General features: G+C 58.2%; 22 protein-coding genes. 16 read left to right on the plus strand and 6 right to left on the minus strand.

Annotated elements, in window-relative coordinates:
* The first annotated feature begins 16 nt into the window (after nt 1–16).
* From C5F52_RS11965 to C5F52_RS11980, 4 genes are read left to right on the plus strand one after another with little or no spacing between them, the layout of a single operon-like run.
* Nucleotides 17–460: a PaaI family thioesterase gene (locus tag C5F52_RS11965; protein ID WP_104798602.1), complete on the plus strand. Its 444-nt coding sequence runs from the start codon at nt 17–19 to the stop codon at nt 458–460.
* A gap of 37 nt (nt 461–497) precedes the next feature.
* Nucleotides 498–1,514 carry an NADP-dependent oxidoreductase gene (locus C5F52_RS11970; RefSeq protein ID WP_104798603.1) on the plus strand — a complete coding sequence of 339 codons (1,017 nt, stop codon included), beginning with the start codon at nt 498–500 and terminating at the stop codon, nt 1,512–1,514.
* Nucleotides 1,515–1,536: 22 nt separating this feature from the next.
* Nucleotides 1,537–2,469: a glutathione S-transferase family protein gene (locus C5F52_RS11975; RefSeq protein ID WP_104798604.1), complete on the plus strand. Its 933-nt coding sequence runs from the start codon at nt 1,537–1,539 to the stop codon at nt 2,467–2,469.
* Nucleotides 2,469–3,371 carry an SDR family oxidoreductase gene (locus C5F52_RS11980; protein ID WP_104798605.1) on the plus strand — a complete coding sequence of 301 codons (903 nt, stop codon included), beginning with the start codon at nt 2,469–2,471 and terminating at the stop codon, nt 3,369–3,371. The genes C5F52_RS11975 and C5F52_RS11980 overlap by 1 nt, the downstream gene beginning before the upstream one ends.
* 43 nt (nt 3,372–3,414) lie before the next feature.
* Here the strand turns inward: C5F52_RS11980 and C5F52_RS11985 are convergent, their stop codons facing one another.
* On the minus strand, nt 3,415–3,633 hold the full coding sequence (locus C5F52_RS11985; protein WP_236657843.1) for a hypothetical protein: 219 nt from the start codon (nt 3,631–3,633) through the stop codon (nt 3,415–3,417).
* A gap of 220 nt (nt 3,634–3,853) precedes the next feature.
* Nucleotides 3,854–4,072, minus strand: a complete 219-nt coding sequence (locus C5F52_RS11990) for a hypothetical protein (protein ID WP_146100074.1) — start codon at nt 4,070–4,072, stop codon at nt 3,854–3,856.
* 245 nt (nt 4,073–4,317) lie between these two features.
* On the opposite strand from C5F52_RS11990, the gene C5F52_RS11995 reads away from it, so the two are divergent.
* The 4 genes from C5F52_RS11995 (at nt 4,318) to C5F52_RS12010 (ending at nt 8,436) form a co-directional block, all read left to right on the plus strand.
* Nucleotides 4,318–6,726: a Tex family protein gene (locus tag C5F52_RS11995; protein WP_104798759.1), complete on the plus strand. Its 2,409-nt coding sequence runs from the start codon at nt 4,318–4,320 to the stop codon at nt 6,724–6,726.
* A gap of 68 nt (nt 6,727–6,794) precedes the next feature.
* Complete coding sequence (locus C5F52_RS12000) at nt 6,795–7,043, plus strand: AbrB/MazE/SpoVT family DNA-binding domain-containing protein (RefSeq protein ID WP_104798608.1); 249 nt, start codon at nt 6,795–6,797, stop codon at nt 7,041–7,043.
* Nucleotides 7,037–7,357 carry a type II toxin-antitoxin system PemK/MazF family toxin gene (locus C5F52_RS12005; RefSeq protein WP_104798609.1) on the plus strand — a complete coding sequence of 107 codons (321 nt, stop codon included), beginning with the start codon at nt 7,037–7,039 and terminating at the stop codon, nt 7,355–7,357. Before C5F52_RS12000 ends, C5F52_RS12005 begins: the two co-directional genes overlap by 7 nt.
* A 5-nt stretch (nt 7,358–7,362) precedes the next feature.
* Nucleotides 7,363–8,436, plus strand: coding sequence for a phospholipase (locus C5F52_RS12010; RefSeq protein WP_104798610.1), 1,074 nt, complete (start codon nt 7,363–7,365; stop codon nt 8,434–8,436).
* Nucleotides 8,437–8,475: 39 nt separating this feature from the next.
* Here the strand turns inward: C5F52_RS12010 and C5F52_RS12015 are convergent, their stop codons facing one another.
* Nucleotides 8,476–8,826, minus strand: coding sequence for an HIT family protein (locus tag C5F52_RS12015; protein WP_104798611.1), 351 nt, complete (start codon nt 8,824–8,826; stop codon nt 8,476–8,478).
* 96 nt (nt 8,827–8,922) lie between these two features.
* On the opposite strand from C5F52_RS12015, the gene C5F52_RS12020 reads away from it, so the two are divergent.
* From C5F52_RS12020 to C5F52_RS12030, 3 genes are all read left to right on the plus strand, one after another.
* Entirely contained in the window at nt 8,923–9,249 is a 327-nt protein-coding gene (locus tag C5F52_RS12020) for a TfoX/Sxy family protein (protein WP_104798612.1), read from the plus strand.
* Nucleotides 9,250–9,310: 61 nt separating this feature from the next.
* Nucleotides 9,311–10,015: a hypothetical protein gene (locus tag C5F52_RS12025; protein WP_146100075.1), complete on the plus strand. Its 705-nt coding sequence runs from the start codon at nt 9,311–9,313 to the stop codon at nt 10,013–10,015.
* A gap of 29 nt (nt 10,016–10,044) precedes the next feature.
* Complete coding sequence (locus C5F52_RS12030) at nt 10,045–11,025, plus strand: rhodanese-related sulfurtransferase (protein WP_104798760.1); 981 nt, start codon at nt 10,045–10,047, stop codon at nt 11,023–11,025.
* A 10-nt stretch (nt 11,026–11,035) separates the two neighbouring features.
* Here the strand turns inward: C5F52_RS12030 and C5F52_RS12035 are convergent, their stop codons facing one another.
* On the minus strand, nt 11,036–12,214 hold the full coding sequence (locus tag C5F52_RS12035; protein WP_104798614.1) for an iron-containing alcohol dehydrogenase: 1,179 nt from the start codon (nt 12,212–12,214) through the stop codon (nt 11,036–11,038).
* A 39-nt stretch (nt 12,215–12,253) separates the two neighbouring features.
* Here C5F52_RS12035 and C5F52_RS12040 point away from each other — a divergent pair, with 39 nt between their 5' ends.
* Complete coding sequence (locus C5F52_RS12040) at nt 12,254–13,204, plus strand: alpha/beta hydrolase (RefSeq protein ID WP_104798615.1); 951 nt, start codon at nt 12,254–12,256, stop codon at nt 13,202–13,204.
* Nucleotides 13,205–13,256: 52 nt separating this feature from the next.
* On the opposite strand, the gene glpK is transcribed toward C5F52_RS12040, so the two are convergent.
* Both glpK and C5F52_RS12050 read right to left on the minus strand, forming a co-directional pair.
* Nucleotides 13,257–14,747: a glycerol kinase GlpK gene (gene glpK / locus C5F52_RS12045; RefSeq protein ID WP_104798616.1), complete on the minus strand. Its 1,491-nt coding sequence runs from the start codon at nt 14,745–14,747 to the stop codon at nt 13,257–13,259.
* A gap of 65 nt (nt 14,748–14,812) precedes the next feature.
* Entirely contained in the window at nt 14,813–15,577 is a 765-nt protein-coding gene (locus tag C5F52_RS12050) for a DeoR/GlpR family DNA-binding transcription regulator (protein WP_104798617.1), read from the minus strand.
* A gap of 167 nt (nt 15,578–15,744) precedes the next feature.
* Between C5F52_RS12050 and C5F52_RS12055 the strand changes: the two genes are divergently transcribed.
* Genes C5F52_RS12055 through C5F52_RS12070 form a run of 4 tightly spaced genes read left to right on the plus strand, consistent with a single transcriptional unit; the run spans nt 15,745 to nt 19,591 of the window.
* Nucleotides 15,745–16,818 (plus strand): ABC transporter ATP-binding protein, encoded by a 1,074-nt coding sequence (locus C5F52_RS12055; protein WP_104798618.1) that lies wholly within the window; start codon nt 15,745–15,747, stop codon nt 16,816–16,818.
* Between the two features lies 1 nt (nt 16,819).
* Nucleotides 16,820–17,896 carry an ABC transporter ATP-binding protein gene (locus C5F52_RS12060; protein ID WP_104798619.1) on the plus strand — a complete coding sequence of 359 codons (1,077 nt, stop codon included), beginning with the start codon at nt 16,820–16,822 and terminating at the stop codon, nt 17,894–17,896.
* The gene (locus C5F52_RS12065) at nt 17,893–18,786 is read left to right on the plus strand and encodes a carbohydrate ABC transporter permease (protein ID WP_104798620.1); all 894 of its coding nucleotides are present in this window, start codon (nt 17,893–17,895) and stop codon (nt 18,784–18,786) included. The genes C5F52_RS12060 and C5F52_RS12065 overlap by 4 nt, the downstream gene beginning before the upstream one ends.
* Nucleotides 18,779–19,591, plus strand: a complete 813-nt coding sequence (locus tag C5F52_RS12070) for a carbohydrate ABC transporter permease (RefSeq protein ID WP_104798621.1) — start codon at nt 18,779–18,781, stop codon at nt 19,589–19,591. Before C5F52_RS12065 ends, C5F52_RS12070 begins: the two co-directional genes overlap by 8 nt.
* The last annotated feature ends 17 nt before the right edge of the window (nt 19,592–19,608 follow it).

The following is a 19,608-nucleotide window of genomic DNA, read 5'->3' on the forward strand; positions in this document are numbered from 1 at the left end:
CAAAGAAAGAACGCCTATGCAAGAAAGTTTTGGTGCCTACATTCCCTTTGTTGAACACCTCGGCTTTGAGATGGTGTTCTTTGACGATGGCCAGTCCGAGTTGCGCTACACCCCTGAGCCCGAGCACTTGAACTCCTTCAACGTCACCCACGGTGGCGCAGTCATGACGCTGCTCGACGTCACCTTGGCCACCGCTGCGCGCAGCGTCGACAAGGCAGTTGGCGTGGTGACCATTGAGATGAAAACCAGTTTCATGCAACCCGCGCGTGGCACGTTGACGGGCAAAGGTCGCCTGATCCACCGCACGCGCAGCATGGCCTTCACCGAAGGCACGGTGTTCGATGCCGACGGCAAGGTGTGCGCACACGCCACGGGCACATTCAAGTACGTCACCCGTGCACCTGCGCCCGATGATGCACAACACCCAGCGCACGCCAGCCCTGAAATTTCGACCGATTAATTTTCAACACACCACACAACAACATCTCGGAGACAACATGACAGAAAACCAACAAATCGTGCTCGACAACCGCCCCGTAGGAGAAGCCACCACCAGCAACTTCAAGCTCCTGCACACGCAAACGCCTGAACTGCAAGACAACCAAGTGCTGGTGCGCCACCACTACCTCAGCCTCGACCCCTACATGCGTGGCCGCATGAACGAGAGCAAGAGCTACGCCGTGCCACAGCCTTTGGGTGAGGTCATGATCGGCGGCACCGTGGGCGAAGTGGTGCAAAGCCGTCACCCCAAATTCAACCCAGGCGACAAAGTGGTGGGCATGGGCGGCTGGCAGCTCTACAGCGTGGTGGACGGCAATGCGCCCGGCATGTTGCGCCGCGTGGACACCACGCATGTGCCGCTCAGCCATTACTTGGGCGCGGTCGGCATGCCCGGCGTGACCGCTTGGTACGGCTTGGTGAAAATCATCAACCCCAAAGCAGGCGAGACCGTGACGGTCAGCGCGGCCAGTGGCGCGGTAGGCAGCGCTTACGGCGCCTTGGCCAAAGCACGCGGCTGCCGCGTGGTGGGCATTGCGGGCGGCAAAGACAAATGCGCCTACGTGGTCAACGAGCTCGGCTTTGACGCGTGCATTGACTACAAAGAACACAAAGACTACCTCTCGCTCTCCAAAGCCCTGCGCGAAGCCTGCCCGAACGGCATCGACGGTCACTTTGAAAACGTGGGCGGCATGGTGCTCGACGCGGTGATGTTGCGCACCAACGCCTTCGCCCGCATTGCGGTGTGCGGCATGATCGCGGGCTACGACGGGGCACCACTGCCCATGACCAACCCCGCGCTGATCTTGGTCAACCGCATGAAGATCGAAGGCTTCATCGTCAGCGAGCACATGGAAGTGTGGCCCGAGGCCTTGCATGAGCTGGGCACTTTGGTGGGCAGCGGCAAACTGCGTCCACGCGAGTCGGTGGCGCAAGGTTTGGCTGCGGCACCTGAAGCGTTTTTGGGCTTGCTCAAGGGCAAAAACTTCGGCAAGCAATTGGTCAAGTTGATCTAAGTTCACGCAAACGATCGCCCGCATGTCTCAGATCATTCTTCACCATTACCCCCTGTCGCCGTTTGCTGAAAAAGTGCGGCTCATTTTGGGCTACAAACAACTCAGCTGGCAGAGCGTGCACATTCCGATGTACATGCCCAAGCCCGATGTGATTGCGCTGACCGGCGGTCATCGCCGCACGCCGTTCATGCAAATCGGCGCCGACATTTATTGCGATAGCAACTTGATTGCCGATGTGCTGGAGCAAATGCAGCCCACGCCCACCTTGTATCCAGAGGCGGTCAAAGGTGCGGCGCGCATCGTGGCGCAGTGGGCCGACACCTTGGTGTTCCCCGTGGCCATGGCCTACAACTTTCAGCCCGCAGGTGCGGCCTATGTGTTGGCGAAATGGTCACCCGAAGACGTGAAGGTGTTCGTGCAAGACCGCGCCACCATGCGCGGGGGTGCGCCACGCATGCCGCCCGCTGATGCGATTGGCATGTACAAAAGCTACTTGCGCCGTTTGTCGCACATGCTGGAACAGCACCCGTTTTTGATGGACGATGTGCCCTCGGTGGCCGACTTTGCGGCCTACCACCCCACTTGGTACACCTTGCGCGTGGTGCCGTTGCTGGCCGACATCTTCAACGCCACGCCGAATGTGCGCGCTTGGCTGGAACGCATGGAAAAGTTTGGCCACGGCACGCACACCGACCTGTCCTCCACCCAAGCGCTGCAAATCGCACACGACAGCCAGCCTGTGGATGTGTCAGAAGAACCCTTCATGGATCACCACGGCATTGCGTTGGGCAGCCAAGTGGTCATCACCGCTGAGTCGTTTGGCTTGGAACCCACGGCGGGTGAGTTGGTCGCGGCCACGCGCACGCGTTACACCGTACGTCGTACCGACGAACGCGCAGGCACCGTGCATGTGCATTTCCCACGCAATGGCTTTATTTTGAAAAAGGCGGACTGATGATTTCCAACTTCAAAGGCAAAACCGCCGTGTTGACCGGCGCTGGCTCAGGCTTTGGCTTGGAATGTGCCCGCATTGGCGCCAAACTGGGCATGAACTTGGTGCTGGTCGATGTGCAAAAAGACGCCCTCGACGCAGCGGAGGCCGAGCTCAAAGCCACTGGCGTTCAGGTGATGGCCCGATTGGTCAACGTGGCCGATGCGGCGCAAATGCAAGCCTTGGCCCACGACGTGAAAGCCACTTTTGGTGCGCCCAACTTCGTGTTCAACAACGCAGGCGTGGGCGCTGGCGGCTTGATCTGGGAAAACACCCAAGCCGACTGGGACTGGGTGCTGGGCGTCAACGTCTGGGGTGTGGTGCACGGCGTGCGCTTGTTCACCCCCATGATGCTGGAGGCTGCGGCCAAAGACCCAAGTTTTCAGGGCCATATCGTCAACACCGCCAGCATGGCCGGTTTGCTCACGCCGCCCAACATGGGCATTTACAACGTCAGCAAACACGCCGTGGTGGCATTGACCGAAACGCTCTACCAAGACCTGAAACTGGTGAACGACCAAATCAGTGCCAGCGTGTTGTGCCCGTATTTTGTGCCCACCGGCATCAGCCAAAGCCATCGCAACCGTCCCGCCGCCTTAGATAGTGAGCAACCCACTAAGAGCCAGCTGATTGGCCAAGCCATGAGCGACAAAGCGGTGAGCAGCGGCAAAGTGAGCGCCGCCGATGTGGCGCAAATGGTGTTTGACGCCATCGCCGCCGATCAGTTCTACATCTATAGCCACCCGCAAGCGCTGGGCAATGTGCAAAGCCGCATGGAAGCCATCGTCCAACAGCACAACCCGCCAGACCCGTTCAAAGAGCGGCCTGATTTGGGCGAGAAACTCAAAGCCCAACTACGCAGTTGAGCGAGCGGCGGATGAGCAGGGGGCCCCTCCATCTGCCCTCGTTTCAGTGAAAGTGGCCTTCGAAGCAGTGGCGAACTTCGTGGCCGAGCACCACATGGTCGGGGTTGGGGCCGGTCACGATGGTGCATTCGTTCGTGCTTTGTGACCACTTGGCGCAGGCGACGGGGGTGCCGTTGAAGGCTTGATCACGCCCCTTGTGCGCCTGCAAGCAGTATTCGGCGGCATCGGGACGCACTTCCCAGCTCAATCTGACTTTGTTCATGATGCGTTTGTCATACGTCATCGGCGTAAATTCGGTGTATTCCCATTTGGGCACGTTCTGACAACCGCTCAATAAAAATGAACAAAGCAAAGCAATTGGCAAAAAGCCAATCATTTTGTTAAACTTTAATACTAAGTACATCAAGATATCGCTATCTTAACGATTTAAAACTCCTGCTATTTTTGAGTGTTGCTAGATCACCACGTTACAAAGGTACGTGTCAGTGGAAATGACCTTCAAAGCAGTGACGCACCTCATGCCCGATGACGACGTGGTCGGGGTTGGGGCCTGTCACGATGGTGCATTCATTGGTGCTGCGCGACCAGATCGAGCAGGCTGCGACGGTCATGGCAGCATCGCGCTGGTAATCTTGCTGCACACGTTGGCAGTACGTCACGGCGTCGGATCGAACCTCCCACGTGAGTTTGACCCGATTCATGATTCGCTTTTTTTCGTCAAGTGGCGTGAATTGCATATATTCGGCAGAAGAAATATGTTGGCATCCTGATAAAAACAACAATATGGCCAAGATCCCCAAGAAAGCTGTATGTTTATTTGTTTTAAGCTGCATTAAGTACCTCTAAGTATTTCAATTTTAGAGATTGCAGCGATTTTCGTTTTTAGGCGTAGATACATTTGCGGTATGGCAAACTTGCACGCTTTGCCAAGACAGAACTAGAGAACATGCAGAAAATCATGGGCCAGCTGGCCGCTGAAATCAAAATTCGCCCCGAGCAAGTCCGCGCCGCGGTTGAGTTGCTGGATGGCGGTGCCACCGTCCCGTTCATTGCGCGTTACCGCAAAGAAGTCACGGGTGGCTTGGACGACATTCAATTGCGCGAACTCGAAGCTCGCCTGAGCTACCTGCGCGAGCTGACCGACCGCCGCGCTGCGGTGATCAAAAGCATTCAAGAACAAGGCAAGCTCACCCCCGAGTTGCTGGCCGCCATCGAAGCCGCGCCCACCAAGCAAGAGCTGGAAGACATTTACTTACCCTTCAAACCCAAGCGCCGCACCAAGGGCATGATTGCCAAAGAAGCGGGTTTGGAGCCACTGGCCGACAAGCTGTTTGCAGACCCCACGCTCAACCCCAATGTGGAAGCCGAAGCCTTCATCCTGCCCGCAGGCAAGATTGAAGGGGCCGACTTCACCACCGTCGCCGCTGTGCTGGACGGTGTGCGCGACCTGCTGAGCGAGCGCTGGGCGGAAGACGCCGTTTTGGTGCAAGGCTTGCGCGAATGGCTGTGGACCGAAGGCTTGTTCCGCAGCAAGCTGGCCGCTGGCAAAGACGAAAACAACCCCGATGTGGCGAAGTTTCGCGACTACTTTGATTACGACGAGCCCATTGGCCGCGTGCCCTCGCACCGTGCCTTGGCCGTGTTCCGTGGCCGTGGGCTGGAAATGTTGGATGCCAAACTGGTGCTGCCCGAGCCGGAGGCGAGTGTCAATGCCAAACCTGAGCCCGGCAAACCCAGCTTGGCCGAAGGCAAGATTGCTTTGCACCTCGGCTGGAGCCATTCAGCGAGGGCAGGGGATGACCTGATTCGCAAATGCGTGGCATGGACATGGCGCGTGAAGCTCAGCCTCTCCACCGAGCGCGATTTGTTCACGCGTCTGCGTGAAGAAGCCGAGAAGGTGGCCATCAAAGTGTTTGCCGACAACTTGCGCGACTTGCTGCTGGCGGCACCCGCAGGCCCCCGCGTGGTGATGGGCCTGGACCCAGGCATCCGCACCGGCGTGAAAGTGGCCGTGGTCGACGCCACTGGCAAGCTAGTAGAAACATCCACCGTGTACCCACACGAGCCCCGCAAAGATTGGGACGGCGCGCTCTACACCTTGGCCAAGTTGGCCGAGAAACACGGCGTGAACCTGATTGCCATTGGCAACGGCACAGCCAGCCGCGAGACCGACAAACTGGCGGGTGAACTCATCAAGTTAATGTCGAAGCATGCTGAGGCCAAACACGACGCAAGCAAGGTGATCGACAAAGTGGTGGTCAGCGAAGCGGGCGCGTCGGTGTACAGCGCCAGTGAGTACGCCAGCAACGAAATGCCCGATGTGGACGTGAGCCTGCGCGGCGCAGCCAGCATTGCACGCCGCTTGCAAGACCCCTTGGCTGAGTTGGTGAAGATCGACCCCAAATCCATCGGCGTGGGCCAGTACCAACACGATGTGAACCAAAGCGAACTTGCCCGCACGCTCGAAGCCGTGGTGGAAGACTGCGTGAACAAAGTGGGCGTGGACCTGAACACCGCCAGCGTGCCGCTGCTCACCCGCGTGTCGGGCCTCTCGACCACCACCGCCAAAGCCGTGGTGCGTTGGCGCGAAGCCAATGGTGCATTTGCCAACCGCCAGCAGTTGCTCAAGGTCACGGGCCTCGGCGCGAAAACGTTTGAGCAAAGCGCGGGCTTCTTGCGCATCCGCGATGGCGACAACCCGCTGGACATGACCGCGGTTCACCCCGAAACCTACCCAGTGGTCGAGCGCATCATGGCGCAAACCGGGAAACCCGTGGCCGAGCTGATGGGCCGCACTGACATGCTCAAAACATTGAAGCCCGAGTTGTTTGCCAACGACACCGTGGGCGTCATCACCGTCAAAGACATCTTGAGCGAGCTCGAAAAGCCAGGCCGCGACCCGCGCCCTGACTTCAAAGTGGCCAAGTTGCAAGACGGCGTGGAAGACATCAAAGATCTGAAGGTCGACATGGTGCTCGAAGGCACGGTCAGCAACGTGGCGGCCTTTGGTGCGTTTGTCGATTTGGGCGTGCACCAAGACGGCTTGATTCACGTCAGCCAACTCAGCAACAAGTTCATCACCGACGCCCGCGAAGTGGTGAAGACCGGCGACATCATCAAGGTCAAAGTGCTGGAAGTGGACGTGGCCCGCAAACGCATCAGCCTGACCATGAAGATGGACGCTGCGCCTGCCCGCAAGGATGGGCCACGCGATAACCGCTTTGAACACGCTGGCCGTGATAACCGCCAACGAGGTGGTGGCAGCTACAGCAGTGGCTACACGGCACCACCACAAGCGGCGGCTGGCTCGGCCATGGCGAGTGCGTTTGCCAAGCTGCAAGGTTTGAAGAAGTAAGAGTGGTTGACAATGTTATTACTTGGTAATAACATTGTCCGAAATTCCCTCTCAACTAGGAGACCCTCATGCACATCGCCATCCGCCCCTTTGGCAACTCGCGTGGCATCGTCATTCCTAAGCCTTTGCTCACGCAATTGGGCTTAGAAGACGAGGCCGAGGTGAGTGTTGAAAACGATGCATTGGTCATTCGCAAACCTGCCCATGCAGCACGGGCAGGTTGGGGCGAAGCCGCTAAAGCATTGGCCCAAGCCCATGACGATGTCTTGGTCATGGGCGACTTCAGCAATGAGTCAGATGAGGACTTGAAGTGGTAAGCCGTGGCGATGTTTGGCTTGTCAACTTAGACCCCTCGGTAGGTAGCGAAATTCGCAAGTCACGTCCTTGTGTGGTGATCTCACCCCCCGAACTGAACGACCATCTGAAAACTGTGATCGTGGCGCCCATGACTTCACAAGGTTTTCAAGCGCCATTTCGAATCCCGCTGACATTTCAAGGCACGACTGGCTTGGTGCTGCTTGACCAGCTTCGCACCATCGACAAATCTAGGCTGATCAAAAAGTTAGGGCGAATCCAGCCCAAAACATTGACGACCACATTGCAAAAACTCAAAGAGCTGTTTGAGGTTTAACCGAATTGAAAGCCCTGCACATCTACGCTGGCCCCAAAGCCTTGGCCCACATCGAGGCCCATGGCTTGAGGCCCGAACACATTGGCGTCATTCCCGCTGCGGCGGGTGGGCCCAAGGGTTTGATCCTCGGGCCGCTGGATCGGTTTTTGTTTGGCGAGTGGTTGCCGCAAAGCACGCAGCCCATCGACTTGGTGGGTGCGTCCATTGGCGCATGGCGCATGGCCACGGCGTGTTTGGACAACCCTGTGCAAGGCTTTGACCGCCTGTCGCACGACTACATCCACCAAGAATACAAAGTGCCAGAGGGCCGAAAGCGCCCCAGCGCAAAGCAGGTGAGCGACGAGTTCAGCCAAACCCTGCAAGCTTTTTATGGCGGCCATTTGAGCGAAGTGCTCAACAACCCGCGCTATCGCCTGCATGTGGTGACCTCGCGTGGCAAACACATCCTGCACCACGAACACCCGCTGCTCACACCCTTGGGCTATGCAGGCGCGTATCTGTGCAACGCCGTGCAGCGCAAAGCCATGGGCGCATGGTTAGAGCGTGTGGTGTTTTCAAGCCGTGGCGAGCTGCCGTTTGATACGGCAGACTTTGCCACCCAACACATGGCACTGAACGAGCGCAACTTCATGGCCGCGCTGCAAGCCAGTTGCTCCATCCCATTTGTGCTGCAAGCCGTGCACGACATTCCCGATGCACCCACGGGCGCGTATTGGGATGGCGGCATCACCGACTACCACTTGCACCTCAACTACAACGGCGTGGCGAAAAGCCCTTTGGTGCTGTATCCACACTTTCAAAAAGCCGTGGTGCCCGGTTGGCTAGACAAAGCCCTCAAGTGGCGACACAAAGCCACCCCATTTTTAGACAACACCATCGTCTTGGCGCCCAACCCCGAGTGGGTCAAAACCCTGCCCAATGGCAAACTGCCAGACCGCAGCGACTTTGTGACCTATGCCTCTGACTTTGAGGGGCGGGTGAAGGTTTGGAAAGCGGCGGCGCGTGCGAGTGAGCAGATGGCGCAGGAGTTTGCAGAATGGTTAGCCAATCCCGATATGACTGCTGTGCAGCGTCTTTAAGACGTGCTTGCTGCTTCGGACTAGTTACAGGCATAACCTTCAATTTGCTTTTGCAGGTGGCAAATCTATTTCCCCGTTTCGTCTAGGAATGAGGTGGATATGCGCATGGAAAACTTTTTGTCCAGCGGCTTCGCCCACGTTGGATCCAAAATTAAATCCAGCTACCTTTGCGTCTTCGTCACAAATCGACTGACGGCACAACAAGGCAAGTTCATGCATCGCTTGGCGTTCATCGGACGTGGTTTCGAAAATGTCTGCAACATGCCGTTTAGGAATAATCAATGTATGTAGTGGCCTAACTGGATATTTATCGCGAATTGCATAAGCGAATTCATTCTGGGCAATGATTTGCAACTCAGATAGCCCACAGAAAATACAACTTTGTTTCATTTGATTGCTCCAATAAGACTCAGATTAATCCAAGTAATTTCTTTGTATTCATAAATTATCGTTTCTTGAAATCAGTTCACCATGCTTAGGTAACCCATGAACGAATCCACCGACTACCTCCACGAAGTCTTCGACGCATTCGGCCCTATCCGCGCCCGCCGCATGTTTGGCGGTTGGGGCATTTACCACGATGGGTTGATGTTCGGGCTGTACGCAGCAGGGCGTTTGTATTTGAAGACCGATGCGCACAACGTGGCGCAATTTGAGGCGGCGGGGTCTGCGCCGTTTATCTATATGCAGCGCGACAAGCCTGTGAAGCTGTCTTACTGGTCTGCGCCAGAAGTCATCCTCGATGAACGTGACCAAGCCCGACTTTGGGGGCGTAGCGCGTTTGAAGCGGCGCTTCGATGCAAGCAAAAATGACAAATTGATGGTGGATTGATTAAAAACCTTCAGATGATGGGAAAATGAAAAAATCATCAAAATGTCTTCAGAGGCTTTTTTCTTCATGCCGGTCATTGCGTACAAGTTGTCGTTAGAAAACGCAGAGCCGCTGACGTTCACGGTGGACACCGAGCGTCTGTCTACTGAAGAAAACACCATTTCCCCGCCTTTTTGGACCACGTTGTCGCACCACCAGTGCCCCAACTGTCCTTTGGCGGCCAGCGCTGAGCGCCATTGCCCAGCGGCGGTGGACATTGAGCACATCGTGGACACCTTTTGCCATGTGGACTCACACGCCGAGGTGCAGGTGGACGTACAGATCGGCGACCGCCAACACAGCAAACGTACCGATGTACAAACGGCCTTGCAGTCGCTTTTGGGCCTGACGCTGGCCACCAGCGCCTGCCCGGTGCTGTCGCAAATGAAGGGCCCTGGGCGCTTGCACATGCCGTTTGCCACGGTCGAAGAAACCTTGTTTCGCATGGTGGGCGCCTACTTTGTGGGCCAATACCTCAAAAGCCAACAGGGCCAAACGGCCGATTTCACGCTAGATAGCCTGAGCCGCATGTATGCCGAAGTGCAGACGGTGAACCGCTATCTCAAGCTTCGCCTTGACGATGCGGTGTCCCGCGACGCCAACACCAACGCCGTGGTGTCGCTGATGTCGGTGGCCATGCTGGTGTCGTTTTCGTTGGACCAGCAGTTGAGCGAGTTGCAGCCCTTCGCCATTCAAACGGACGTTTGAGGCGCCAAGCGGGCATGGATAATTCGGGCATGTCTTCTACCGCGCCATACCTCACCGCTGCCCTCTACAAATTCGTCGCGCTGCCCGACTTCGCCGAGTTGCAAGCGCCTTTGCAAGCCTGTTGCGAGTCCAACGACGTCAAAGGCACGCTGCTTTTGGCGCACGAAGGCATCAACGGCACGATTGCCGGGCCCGAGGCGGGCATCCGCGCCGTGCTGGCGTTTTTGCATGCCGATCCGCGCTTGGCTACGCTGCAACACAAAGAATCGTGGAGCCCCAAGCCGCCGTTCACCCGCATGAAGGTCCGGCTTAAAAAAGAGATCGTCACCTTGCGCGTGCCCGAGCTGGACCCCAACAAAACCGTGGGTCAATACGTCAAACCCCAAGACTGGAACGCCTTGCTGGCCGACCCCGACGTGGTGGTGATCGACACACGCAACGACTACGAGGTGGCCATTGGCACCTTCAAAGGCGCGATCAACCCCAACATCAAAACCTTTGTGCAACTGCCCGCTTGGCTGGATGCCCAAGAAAACTTGCAAGGTGAAGCCGCGAAAAAAACCAAAGTAGCGATGTTTTGCACCGGCGGCATCCGCTGCGAAAAGTCCACCGCGCTGATGAAAATGCGCGGCTTTGACGAGGTGTATCACCTCGAAGGCGGCATCCTCAAGTATTTAGAAGAAATCCCGCCTGAGCAAAGTACTTGGGAAGGCGATTGCTTTGTGTTCGACGAGCGTGTGAGTGTGAGCCACGGCTTAGGCGTGGGCCACCACGAGCTGTGCCGATCATGCCGCTGGCCCTTGAGCGCCGAAGACAAGTTGTCGCCGCATTACGTGTTGGGCGTGAGCTGCGAACACTGCCACGACCAGCGCACGCCTGAGCAAAAGGCGCAGATGGCAGAGCGCCAACGTCAGGTCGAACTGGCCGAAGCGCGAGGTGAAACTCATGTGGGCGCCAAGATGCCAGGGCACGAGCACACACATCAACACCCACAAGAAAAAAGCGAATAACCGCGCGGCCTTACATTGCCGCGTTCAGCATCTCGCGGTATTCCTGCTCGGTTGCCAAGCGCGGGTTGGTTTTGTGGCAGTGGTCGGCCATGGCGCCTGCGATCACTTGGTCAAAACAATCGGGTGTCACGCCCATCTCGGCCAAGCCTTTGGGCAGGCCTAAACGTGCGTTCATGGCGGTGATGGCTTGCGCCACGGCTTCGGCGGCTTGAGCCGACGCAGCGGCTGTCGCCTCATGGCCACCGATAGCGCCTAAGCCCATCGCATAGGCCATGCGCTGCATGCGTCGCTCACGCTGTACCGACTCCGCCGCCGCGTTAAACCGGATCACCGCAGGCAAGAACATGGCGTTCAAGGTGCCGTGGTGCAAACGTGGGTTCACGCCGCCCAAGCTGTGGCTGAGCGAATGCACGCAGCCCAAGCCTTTTTGAAACGCCATCGCACCTTGCATAGAGGCGCTCATCATGTTCAGGCGTGCGTCGCGGTCTTGGCCGTCGTTGGTGGCGCGCTCGATGTGCGCCCAGCCGCGTGTGAGGCCGTCTAACGCAATGCCATCGGCGGGTGGGTTGAAGGGGGCGGCCATGAAGGTTTCCATGCAGTGTGCGATGGCATCCATGCCGGTGGCCGCGGTCAGGGCAGGGGGCAGACCGAGGGTGAGTTCGGGGTCGAGCAGGGCGGCTTTGGGCACCAAGTGCCACGAGTGAAAACCCAGCTTACGCCCATCGTCCACGATGACGATGGCGCCGCGTGCCACCTCGCTGCCCGTGCCCGCCGTGGTGGGCACCGCAATCAACGGCGACACCGCAGGCGTGATTTTGAGCGAGCCACCTTCGATGGTGGCGTAGGTTTTGAGCGGGCCTTCGTGCGTGGCGGCAATGGCCACGCCCTTGGCGCAGTCGATGGAAGAGCCGCCGCCCACCGCGATCAAGCCGTCGCACTGGTTCGCGTGGTACACCTCAACAGCTGCACGCACCGCCGCTTCGGTCGGGTTGGACGGGGTTTGGTCAAACACCGCGACAGGCAAACCGGGCAGTGCGGCGAGCGCTTTCTGCAAAATGCCCACGGCTTTGACGCCTGGGTCCGTCACGATGAGCGGGCGTTTGATGTTCGCCTTTTCGCATTCGGCACCCAAAGTGCTGAGCACGCCAAAGTCGATCTGGATGTTGGTGAGGTAAAGAATTTGAGCCATGGCACACTATAAAAGCCCACTCACCAAAAGCAAATCTGTATGAGTCACCCACGTAACCCACAAAGCCTGTTGACCCCTGCCATGCGCGATGTGCTGCATGCCATTGCCAAAGCAGGGCGCCCACCCATCGCGTTGCTCACCGCAGAGCAAGCCAAACAGGGCTACGCCTTGGGCGCAGGCGTGTTGGAAGTCAACGCCCACAAAATGGCGCGTGACGACACGCTTCAGATTCCGGTGCGCGATGGCGCCGTTTTAAGGGCCAAGCTGTGGGCCGAGCACGCATCGCCCAACTTGCCTGTTTTGTTGTACTTTCATGGCGGCGGCTTCACCGTGGGCAGCCCCGAAACCCATGAGGCGCTGTGCAAGCACTTGGCCCATTTGGCGCAATGCGCCGTGGTGTCGCTGGACTATCGCTTGGCGCCTGAACACACGTTTCCCACCGCGCACAACGACGCCTTTGATGCTTTGCAATGGCTCGCGGCCAATGCCACAGGTCTGGGCTTAGACGTCACACGCATGGCCATTGGCGGCGACAGTGCGGGCGGCACGCTCACCACCGCCACCGCGATTGCCGCACGCGATGCGGGTATTACGCTGAAGCTGCAGCTCATGTTCTACCCCGGCTGTTCGCCCGAGTACATGCCTTCGGCGCACACGTTTGAGAAAGGCTTTTTGCTGGAGAAAGCCAGCATTGAGTACTTCTACAACCACTACGTCCCGAATTTGGCCGACCGCCACGACCCGCGCTTTTCACCCTTGCTGGCCGATGTGTCAGGCGTCGCGCCGGCTTGGTTGGGCTTGGCCGAATGCGACCCACTGGTGGACGAAGGCGTGGCCTATGCCGACCACCTGCGGCTGTGCGGTGTGCCTGTTGATTTAGAAATTTACAAAGGCGTGGTGCACAGCTTCATCCAAATGGGACGCGTCATTCCTGAGGCCTTGGTGGCGCATGCCGATGCGGCACGGGCGCTGCGTCACGCCTTTGCCTAAACCTCCCATGTTTTTAAAACACGGTGTTTAAGCGCCAAATCTCGCGCATCGTTTAAAGAACCGTTTTGCGCACCGCATGCTCCCACAACGCCATTTGTTCGACGGCGTAGTCGGGCAGGCGTTGCGGGGTGAAGCGGCGTTCTACGCGCCATTGCGCGCTCAACTCGTCGGTGCTGGCGTACAAGCCCGTAGACAGGCCTGCCAAATAGGCGGCCCCCAGCGCGGTGGTTTCCACCACTTCAGGGCGCACCACATCAATGCCCAGCAAATCGGCTTGAAACTGCATGAGCAAGTTGTTCACGCAAGCGCCGCCATCCACGCGCAGTTCTTGCACTTGGGCCACGCCTGCTTGGGCCAAATCGCGGCCCATCGCTTGCAGCAAGGCCGCGCTTTGGAAGGCAATGCTTTCCAACGCAGCACGCGCAATGTGGGCCACGGTGCTGCCGCGTGTCAAACCGGTGATGGAGCCCCGTGCATCGGGTTTCCAATAAGGCGCGCCGAGGCCGGTGAAGGCGGGCACCACCATCACGCCGCCTGAATCGGGCACGCTTTCAGCCAAGGCTTGTACTTCGCTGCTGTGGCGAATGGCGCCCAAACCATCACGCAGCCACTGCACCACGGCGCCGCCCACAAACACGCTGCCTTCCATGGCAAATTGCGGTTGCGCCGTGGCTTGTGCGGCACTGGTGGTGATCAAGCCGTTTTGCGAACGCATGGCCACGTCGCCCGTGTGCATGAGCATGAAGCAGCCCGTGCCGTAGGTGTTTTTGACCATGCCTGCGCTGAAGCACGCTTGGCCAAACAACGCACTTTGTTGATCGCCTGCGACGCCGCCCATCGGAATGGCGTGGCCCAACAACTCGGGCCGCACTTGGCCAAACATCGCGCTAGAGGCGAGCACCTTGGGCATCATGCATGCAGGAATGCGCAATGCGGCCAGCAGCTCCGCATCCCATTGGTTGGTGTGGATGTTGAAGAGCATGGTGCGCGAGGCATTGCTCACATCGGTGGCGTGCACGGCGCCGCCGCTGAGTTGCCACATCAACCAACTGTCGACGGTGCCAAACAGCAGCTCACCGCGCTCGGCAAGTGCACGGGCATTGGGCACGTTGTCCAAAATCCATTGCAGTTTGGTGCCCGAGAAATACGCATCCACCAGCAAGCCGGTTTTGGCTTGGATGGTGTCGGTCAAGCCTTGCTCGCGCAACGCCACACAAGCGGGTTCGGCGCGTCGGTCTTGCCACACGATGGCGTTGTAAATGGGTTGGCCCGTGGTTTTGTGCCACACCACGCTGGTTTCGCGTTGGTTGGTGATACCCAGCGCCGACACCTCACGCGCGCTGATGCCCGCCTTGGCCAGCGCCTCTTGGGCCGTGGCCAGCTGGGTGCGCCAAATCTGCAGGGGGTCATGTTCGACCCAACCCGGTTGTGGGTAGATTTGGGTGATCTCTTGCTGCGCCATGGCCACGATTTGGCCTTGGTGGTTGAACACAATGCTGCGCGAGCTGGAGGTGCCTTGGTCGAGAGCGAGGATGTAGGTCATGGTGTGGTGTCAGCGTTCTGGGTCAGATCAAAAGCAGGGCAAATGAAGGGCAAGGCAAGGGCAGATCATTGGGCGATGTGAAGCTGGACTTGCGCCTCAGCCAACAGGGCCGCAAAAGGCGCGGGCGGTGGCGCATCGGTGAACAAACGGTCAATTTGTGCGATGGTGCCCACCTCGACCATGGCCGGGCGGTTGAACTTGCTGTGGTCTGCAGCCAGCCACACCTCGCGGGCATGCGAGAGGATGGTTTGTGACACCTTCACCTCGCGGTAGTCGTAGTCGCGCAGCGAGCCGTCGGCTTCGATACCCGAAATGCCAATCAAGGCAATGTCCACCTTGAATTGGCGAATGAAGTCCACCGCGGCTTCGCCCACGATGCCTTGGTCACGACCGCGCACCACGCCGCCCACCACGATGACTTCGCTGTTCGGGTTGGCGCTCAAGATGCTGGCCACATTCAGGTTGTTGGTGATCACGCGCAAGCCGGTGTGGCGCAAAAGCGCGCGGGCAATGGCTTCGGTGGTGGTGCCGATGTTCAAGATCAACGAGCAGTCGTTGGGCACCGCCGCCGCCACGCTGCGGGCAATGCGGGTTTTGGCGTCGGAGTTGAGGTTGACGCGCTGCTGGTGGCCAATGTTTTCGGTGGTCGAACTGGGCACGCGCACGCCGCCGTGAAAACGGGTCAATTGCCCTGTTTCGGCCATGCGCTGCACATCACGACGCACGGTTTGCAGCGTGACACCCAGCTTTTCGGCCAGCTGCTCCACCGTCACCGAGCCGAGTTCTTGCACCACTTTGAGCAAGGTAATTTGTCGTGGGTTGGAATTCATAAGCGCCCATTTTCCATGCAGAAACGAAGAGCGCTCACTTTAAATCGAATCAAAACGAACATTCAAAGGGTAATCACCGAGTTGAAAAGAAAAATTACGAACAATAATGAAGCCCATCAAAGCGGTGGCGTACACCGGCTGTGTACTTAATGGGTAAAGGTGGTGCGATGCAGTTGTCTCTCGAAGGTGTCAGTAAAAAAGTCGGGCCGCAAACCTGGCTCTACGACATGAGCCTCGCCCCGCGCAGCGCCAACGTGACTGTGCTGTTGGGCGCCACGCAAGCGGGCAAAACCAGTTTGATGCGCATCATGGCGGGTTTGGATGTGCCCAGCTCTGGCCGCGTGTTGGTTGATGGTCAAGACGTGGTGGGCGTGCCCGTGCGGGAGCGCAACGTGGCCATGGTGTACCAGCAGTTCATCAACTACCCGTCCATGAAAGTGCGCGACAACATTGGCTCGCCCATGAAGCTGCGCGGCGACAAAGACGTGGCCCAACGCGTGCAAGCCTTGGCCGAAAAGCTCCACATTGAGATGTTTTTAGACCGTTACCCCACCGAGCTGTCGGGCGGTCAACAACAACGCGTGGCGCTGGCCCGCGCCTTGGCCAAAGGCGCGCCGCTGATGCTGCTCGACGAGCCCTTGGTCAACCTCGATTACAAGCTGCGCGAAGAGTTGCGCGAAGAGCTGGGCGCCTTGTTTGCCAGCGGCGACTCCACCGTGATTTACGCCACCACCGAGCCCGGCGAAGCGCTGCTCTTGGGCGGCTACACCGCCGTGATGGATGCGGGTGAACTGTTGCAATACGGCCCCACCGCCGAGGTGTTTCACTACCCCCAGTCTTTGCGCGTGGCGCGCGCCTTCAGCGACCCGCCCATGAATTTGATGGTGGCCACCCGCCAAGCCACAGGCGCTCAGTTGGCCGATGGCAGCTTGCTTGCCTTGAACTTGCCAGCCACCGCGTCCACCGCTTTGACGGTGGGTATGCGTGCCAGCGCCGTGCGTGTGCATGGGCAGAGCGGCGACATCGCTTTGGCCGGTCGGGTGGAGTTGGCCGAAATTTCAGGCTCCGACACCTTTGTGCATGTGACCACTTCGGTGGGCAACGTGGTAGCGCAGCTCACCGGCGTGCATTACTTTGATTTGGGCGCGCAGATTCAAGTGTTCGTGAATCCGGCGCATCTGTATGTATTTGACGCGCAAGGGCTACTGCTGCTTGCGCCCGTGCGTGCGGGAGGACATTGACATGGCACGTATTGACCTCGACTTGGCCCACGCCTACAAAGCCAACCCGCAACAAGACAGCGACTACGCCTTGCTGCCTTTGAAAATGACCTTTGACGATGGCGGCGCCTACGCCTTGCTCGGCCCATCGGGCTGCGGCAAAACCACCATGCTCAACGTCATGTCGGGCCTGCTCACCCCGTCGCAGGGCACCGTGTTGTTTGATGGCCACGATGTGACGCACGCCTCACCGCAGGCCCGCAACATCGCACAAGTGTTTCAGTTTCCTGTGATCTACGACACCATGACGGTGGCCGAGAACTTGGCGTTTCCGCTGCGCAACCGTCAATGGCCCAAAGACAAAATGGACCAACGTGTGGGCCAAATTGCCGAAATGCTGGAGATGAGTGGTCAGCTCAACCAACGCGCCGCCGGTTTATCGGCCGATGCCAAGCAAAAGATTTCGCTCGGTCGCGGTTTGGTGCGGCCCGATGTGTCGGCCGTGTTGTTTGACGAGCCTCTGACCGTGATCGACCCGCACCTGAAATGGCAGCTGCGCCGCAAACTCAAGCAGATTCACCACGAACTCAAACTCACCCTGATTTACGTCACACACGACCAAGTCGAGGCGCTGACCTTTGCCGATCAAGTGGTGGTGATGACCCGCGGCCGCGCCGTGCAAGTGGGCTCACCGGCCGATTTGTTTGAGCGCCCCAGTCACACCTTTGTGGGCAACTTCATTGGCTCGCCGGGCATGAACTTTTTGAAGGCGCGCAGGGTCTTAGACGGTTTGCACATCGGCACGCAAGTGCTGCCTGTGGCCGCCAATTTGGCCTTGCCCTTGGGCGAGATCAAGCTGGGCATCCGCCCCGAATATGTGGCCTTGGCTTCTGCGCAAACGCCGGGTGCTTTGCCCATGGTGGTGTCGCAAGTGCAAGACGTGGGCACGCATTTCATCGTCACGGCCCAGTACGACGGGCAGGTAGTGAAAGCACGTTTGGGCACCGATGCCGTGTCATTGACTTCGGGCAGCACCGTTTGGTTGCAGGTCTTGGGCGAACACACCTGCTTCTACAAAAATGAGGAGATCGTGGCATGAGTACGACCACCAAGCCCGTCAACCAGAAAGCCTGGTTTTTAATCTTGCCCGTGTTGTTGTGCGTCGCGTTTTCGGCCATCTTGCCGTTGATGGTGGTCGTCAACTACTCGGTGCAAGACATCATCTCCACCGACCGTCGTGTGTTTGTGGGCACCGAATGGTTTGCCGCCATCATGCGCGACGAAGAGTTGCACGGCGCTTTGTTGCGCCAACTCATTTACTCGTTCTCGGTGCTGGCCGTCGAGCTGCCGCTGGGCATCTTGTTGGCCTTGTCCATGCCCGCCACGGGTTGGAAATCGTCGGCGGTGTTGGTCATCGTGTCGCTGTCCTTGCTGATTCCATGGAACGTGGTGGGCACCATTTGGCAAATCTTTGGACGCACCGACATTGGTTTGATGGGCGCAGCCTTGCAGGGCTTGGGTCTGGCCTACAACTACACCGGCAATGCCAGCCACGCGTGGCTCACCGTGTTGCTGATGGATGTGTGGCACTGGACGCCTTTGGTGGCCTTGCTCGGTTACGCCGGTTTGCGCTCCATTCCCGATGCGTATTACCAAGCCGCCAGCATCGATGGGGCGAGCAAGTTCGATGTGTTCCGTTTCGTGCAGTTGCCCAAGATGCGCGGCGTGTTGGTGATTGCGGTGCTGTTGCGCTTCATGGACAGCTTCATGATTTACACCGAGCCGTTTGTGCTGACCGGCGGCGGCCCCGGCAACTCGACCACATTCTTGTCGCAGTTCCTGACGCAAAAAGCCGTGGGGCAGTTTGACCTGGGGCCTGCTGCGGCGTTCTCGTTGATTTATTTCTTGATCATTTTGTTGTTCTGTTTTGTTCTGTACAACTGGATGCAACAAGTCGGTACAGAGCCCAAGGAGGGCGGTCATGCCTAAGCAGAAGTTTCAAAAACGCACGATTTTTCTGTGCTTCTACCTCGTGTTTGCCTTGTTGCCCATTTATTGGATGGTCAACATGTCGTTCAAAACGAACAACGAAATCTTGGCGGGCTTCACCTTGTTCCCCGAGCATTTCACGTGGGCCAACTACGAAACCATCCTGACCGATCCAGCGTGGTACTCGGGCTACATCAACAGCCTCATTTATGTGGCGATGAACACCGTGATGTCGCTCATCGTCGCCTTGCCCGCCGCTTATGCGTTTTCGCGTTACAGCTTTTTGGGCGACAAGCATGTGTTCTTTTGGCTGCTGACCAACCGCATGACGCCACCCGCCGTGTTTTTGCTGCCGTTCTTTCAGCTCTACAGCTCGGTCGGTTTGATGGACACGCACTTGGCCGTGGCGCTGGTGCATTTGCTGTTCAACGTGCCGCTGGCGGTGTGGATTTTGGAAGGCTTCATGAGCGGCATTCCCCGCGAGATTGACGAGACGGCCTACATCGACGGCTACGCGTTCCCGCGTTTTTTTGTGCAAATCTTTTTGCCTTTGATCAAAGCGGGTGTGGGCGTGGCGGCGTTCTTTTGCTTCATGTTCAGTTGGGTGGAGTTGCTGTTGGCACGCACCTTGACCAGCGTGAATGCCAAGCCCATTGCCGCCACCATGACGCGCACCGTCTCGGCCTCGGGCATGGATTGGGCCACCTTGGCCGCAGCGGGTGTGCTGACCATCGTGCCTGGCGCCATCGTGATTTGGTTTGTTCGTAACTACATCGCCAAAGGTTTTGCGATGGGACGCGTCTGACGCGGCCGCAAGAGGAG

Source organism: Limnohabitans sp. TS-CS-82, from assembly GCF_002943475.1.

Coding starts and splice junctions, on each gene's coding strand:
- C5F52_RS11965 (WP_104798602.1), top strand. CDS start 17: ATGCAAGAAAGTTTTGGTGCCTACATTCCCTTTGTTGAACACCTCGGC.
- C5F52_RS11970 (WP_104798603.1), top strand. CDS start 498: ATGACAGAAAACCAACAAATCGTGCTCGACAACCGCCCCGTAGGAGAA.
- C5F52_RS11975 (WP_104798604.1), top strand. CDS start 1,537: ATGTCTCAGATCATTCTTCACCATTACCCCCTGTCGCCGTTTGCTGAA.
- C5F52_RS11980 (WP_104798605.1), top strand. CDS start 2,469: ATGATTTCCAACTTCAAAGGCAAAACCGCCGTGTTGACCGGCGCTGGC.
- C5F52_RS11985 (WP_236657843.1), bottom strand. CDS start 3,633: ATGAACAAAGTCAGATTGAGCTGGGAAGTGCGTCCCGATGCCGCCGAA.
- C5F52_RS11990 (WP_146100074.1), bottom strand. CDS start 4,072: ATGAATCGGGTCAAACTCACGTGGGAGGTTCGATCCGACGCCGTGACG.
- C5F52_RS11995 (WP_104798759.1), top strand. CDS start 4,318: ATGCAGAAAATCATGGGCCAGCTGGCCGCTGAAATCAAAATTCGCCCC.
- C5F52_RS12000 (WP_104798608.1), top strand. CDS start 6,795: ATGCACATCGCCATCCGCCCCTTTGGCAACTCGCGTGGCATCGTCATT.
- C5F52_RS12015 (WP_104798611.1), bottom strand. CDS start 8,826: ATGAAACAAAGTTGTATTTTCTGTGGGCTATCTGAGTTGCAAATCATT.
- C5F52_RS12020 (WP_104798612.1), top strand. CDS start 8,923: ATGAACGAATCCACCGACTACCTCCACGAAGTCTTCGACGCATTCGGC.
- C5F52_RS12025 (WP_146100075.1), top strand. CDS start 9,311: ATGTCTTCAGAGGCTTTTTTCTTCATGCCGGTCATTGCGTACAAGTTG.
- C5F52_RS12030 (WP_104798760.1), top strand. CDS start 10,045: ATGTCTTCTACCGCGCCATACCTCACCGCTGCCCTCTACAAATTCGTC.
- C5F52_RS12035 (WP_104798614.1), bottom strand. CDS start 12,214: ATGGCTCAAATTCTTTACCTCACCAACATCCAGATCGACTTTGGCGTG.
- C5F52_RS12040 (WP_104798615.1), top strand. CDS start 12,254: ATGAGTCACCCACGTAACCCACAAAGCCTGTTGACCCCTGCCATGCGC.
- glpK (WP_104798616.1), bottom strand. CDS start 14,747: ATGACCTACATCCTCGCTCTCGACCAAGGCACCTCCAGCTCGCGCAGC.
- C5F52_RS12050 (WP_104798617.1), bottom strand. CDS start 15,577: ATGAATTCCAACCCACGACAAATTACCTTGCTCAAAGTGGTGCAAGAA.
- C5F52_RS12055 (WP_104798618.1), top strand. CDS start 15,745: ATGCAGTTGTCTCTCGAAGGTGTCAGTAAAAAAGTCGGGCCGCAAACC.
- C5F52_RS12060 (WP_104798619.1), top strand. CDS start 16,820: ATGGCACGTATTGACCTCGACTTGGCCCACGCCTACAAAGCCAACCCG.
- C5F52_RS12065 (WP_104798620.1), top strand. CDS start 17,893: ATGAGTACGACCACCAAGCCCGTCAACCAGAAAGCCTGGTTTTTAATC.
- C5F52_RS12070 (WP_104798621.1), top strand. CDS start 18,779: ATGCCTAAGCAGAAGTTTCAAAAACGCACGATTTTTCTGTGCTTCTAC.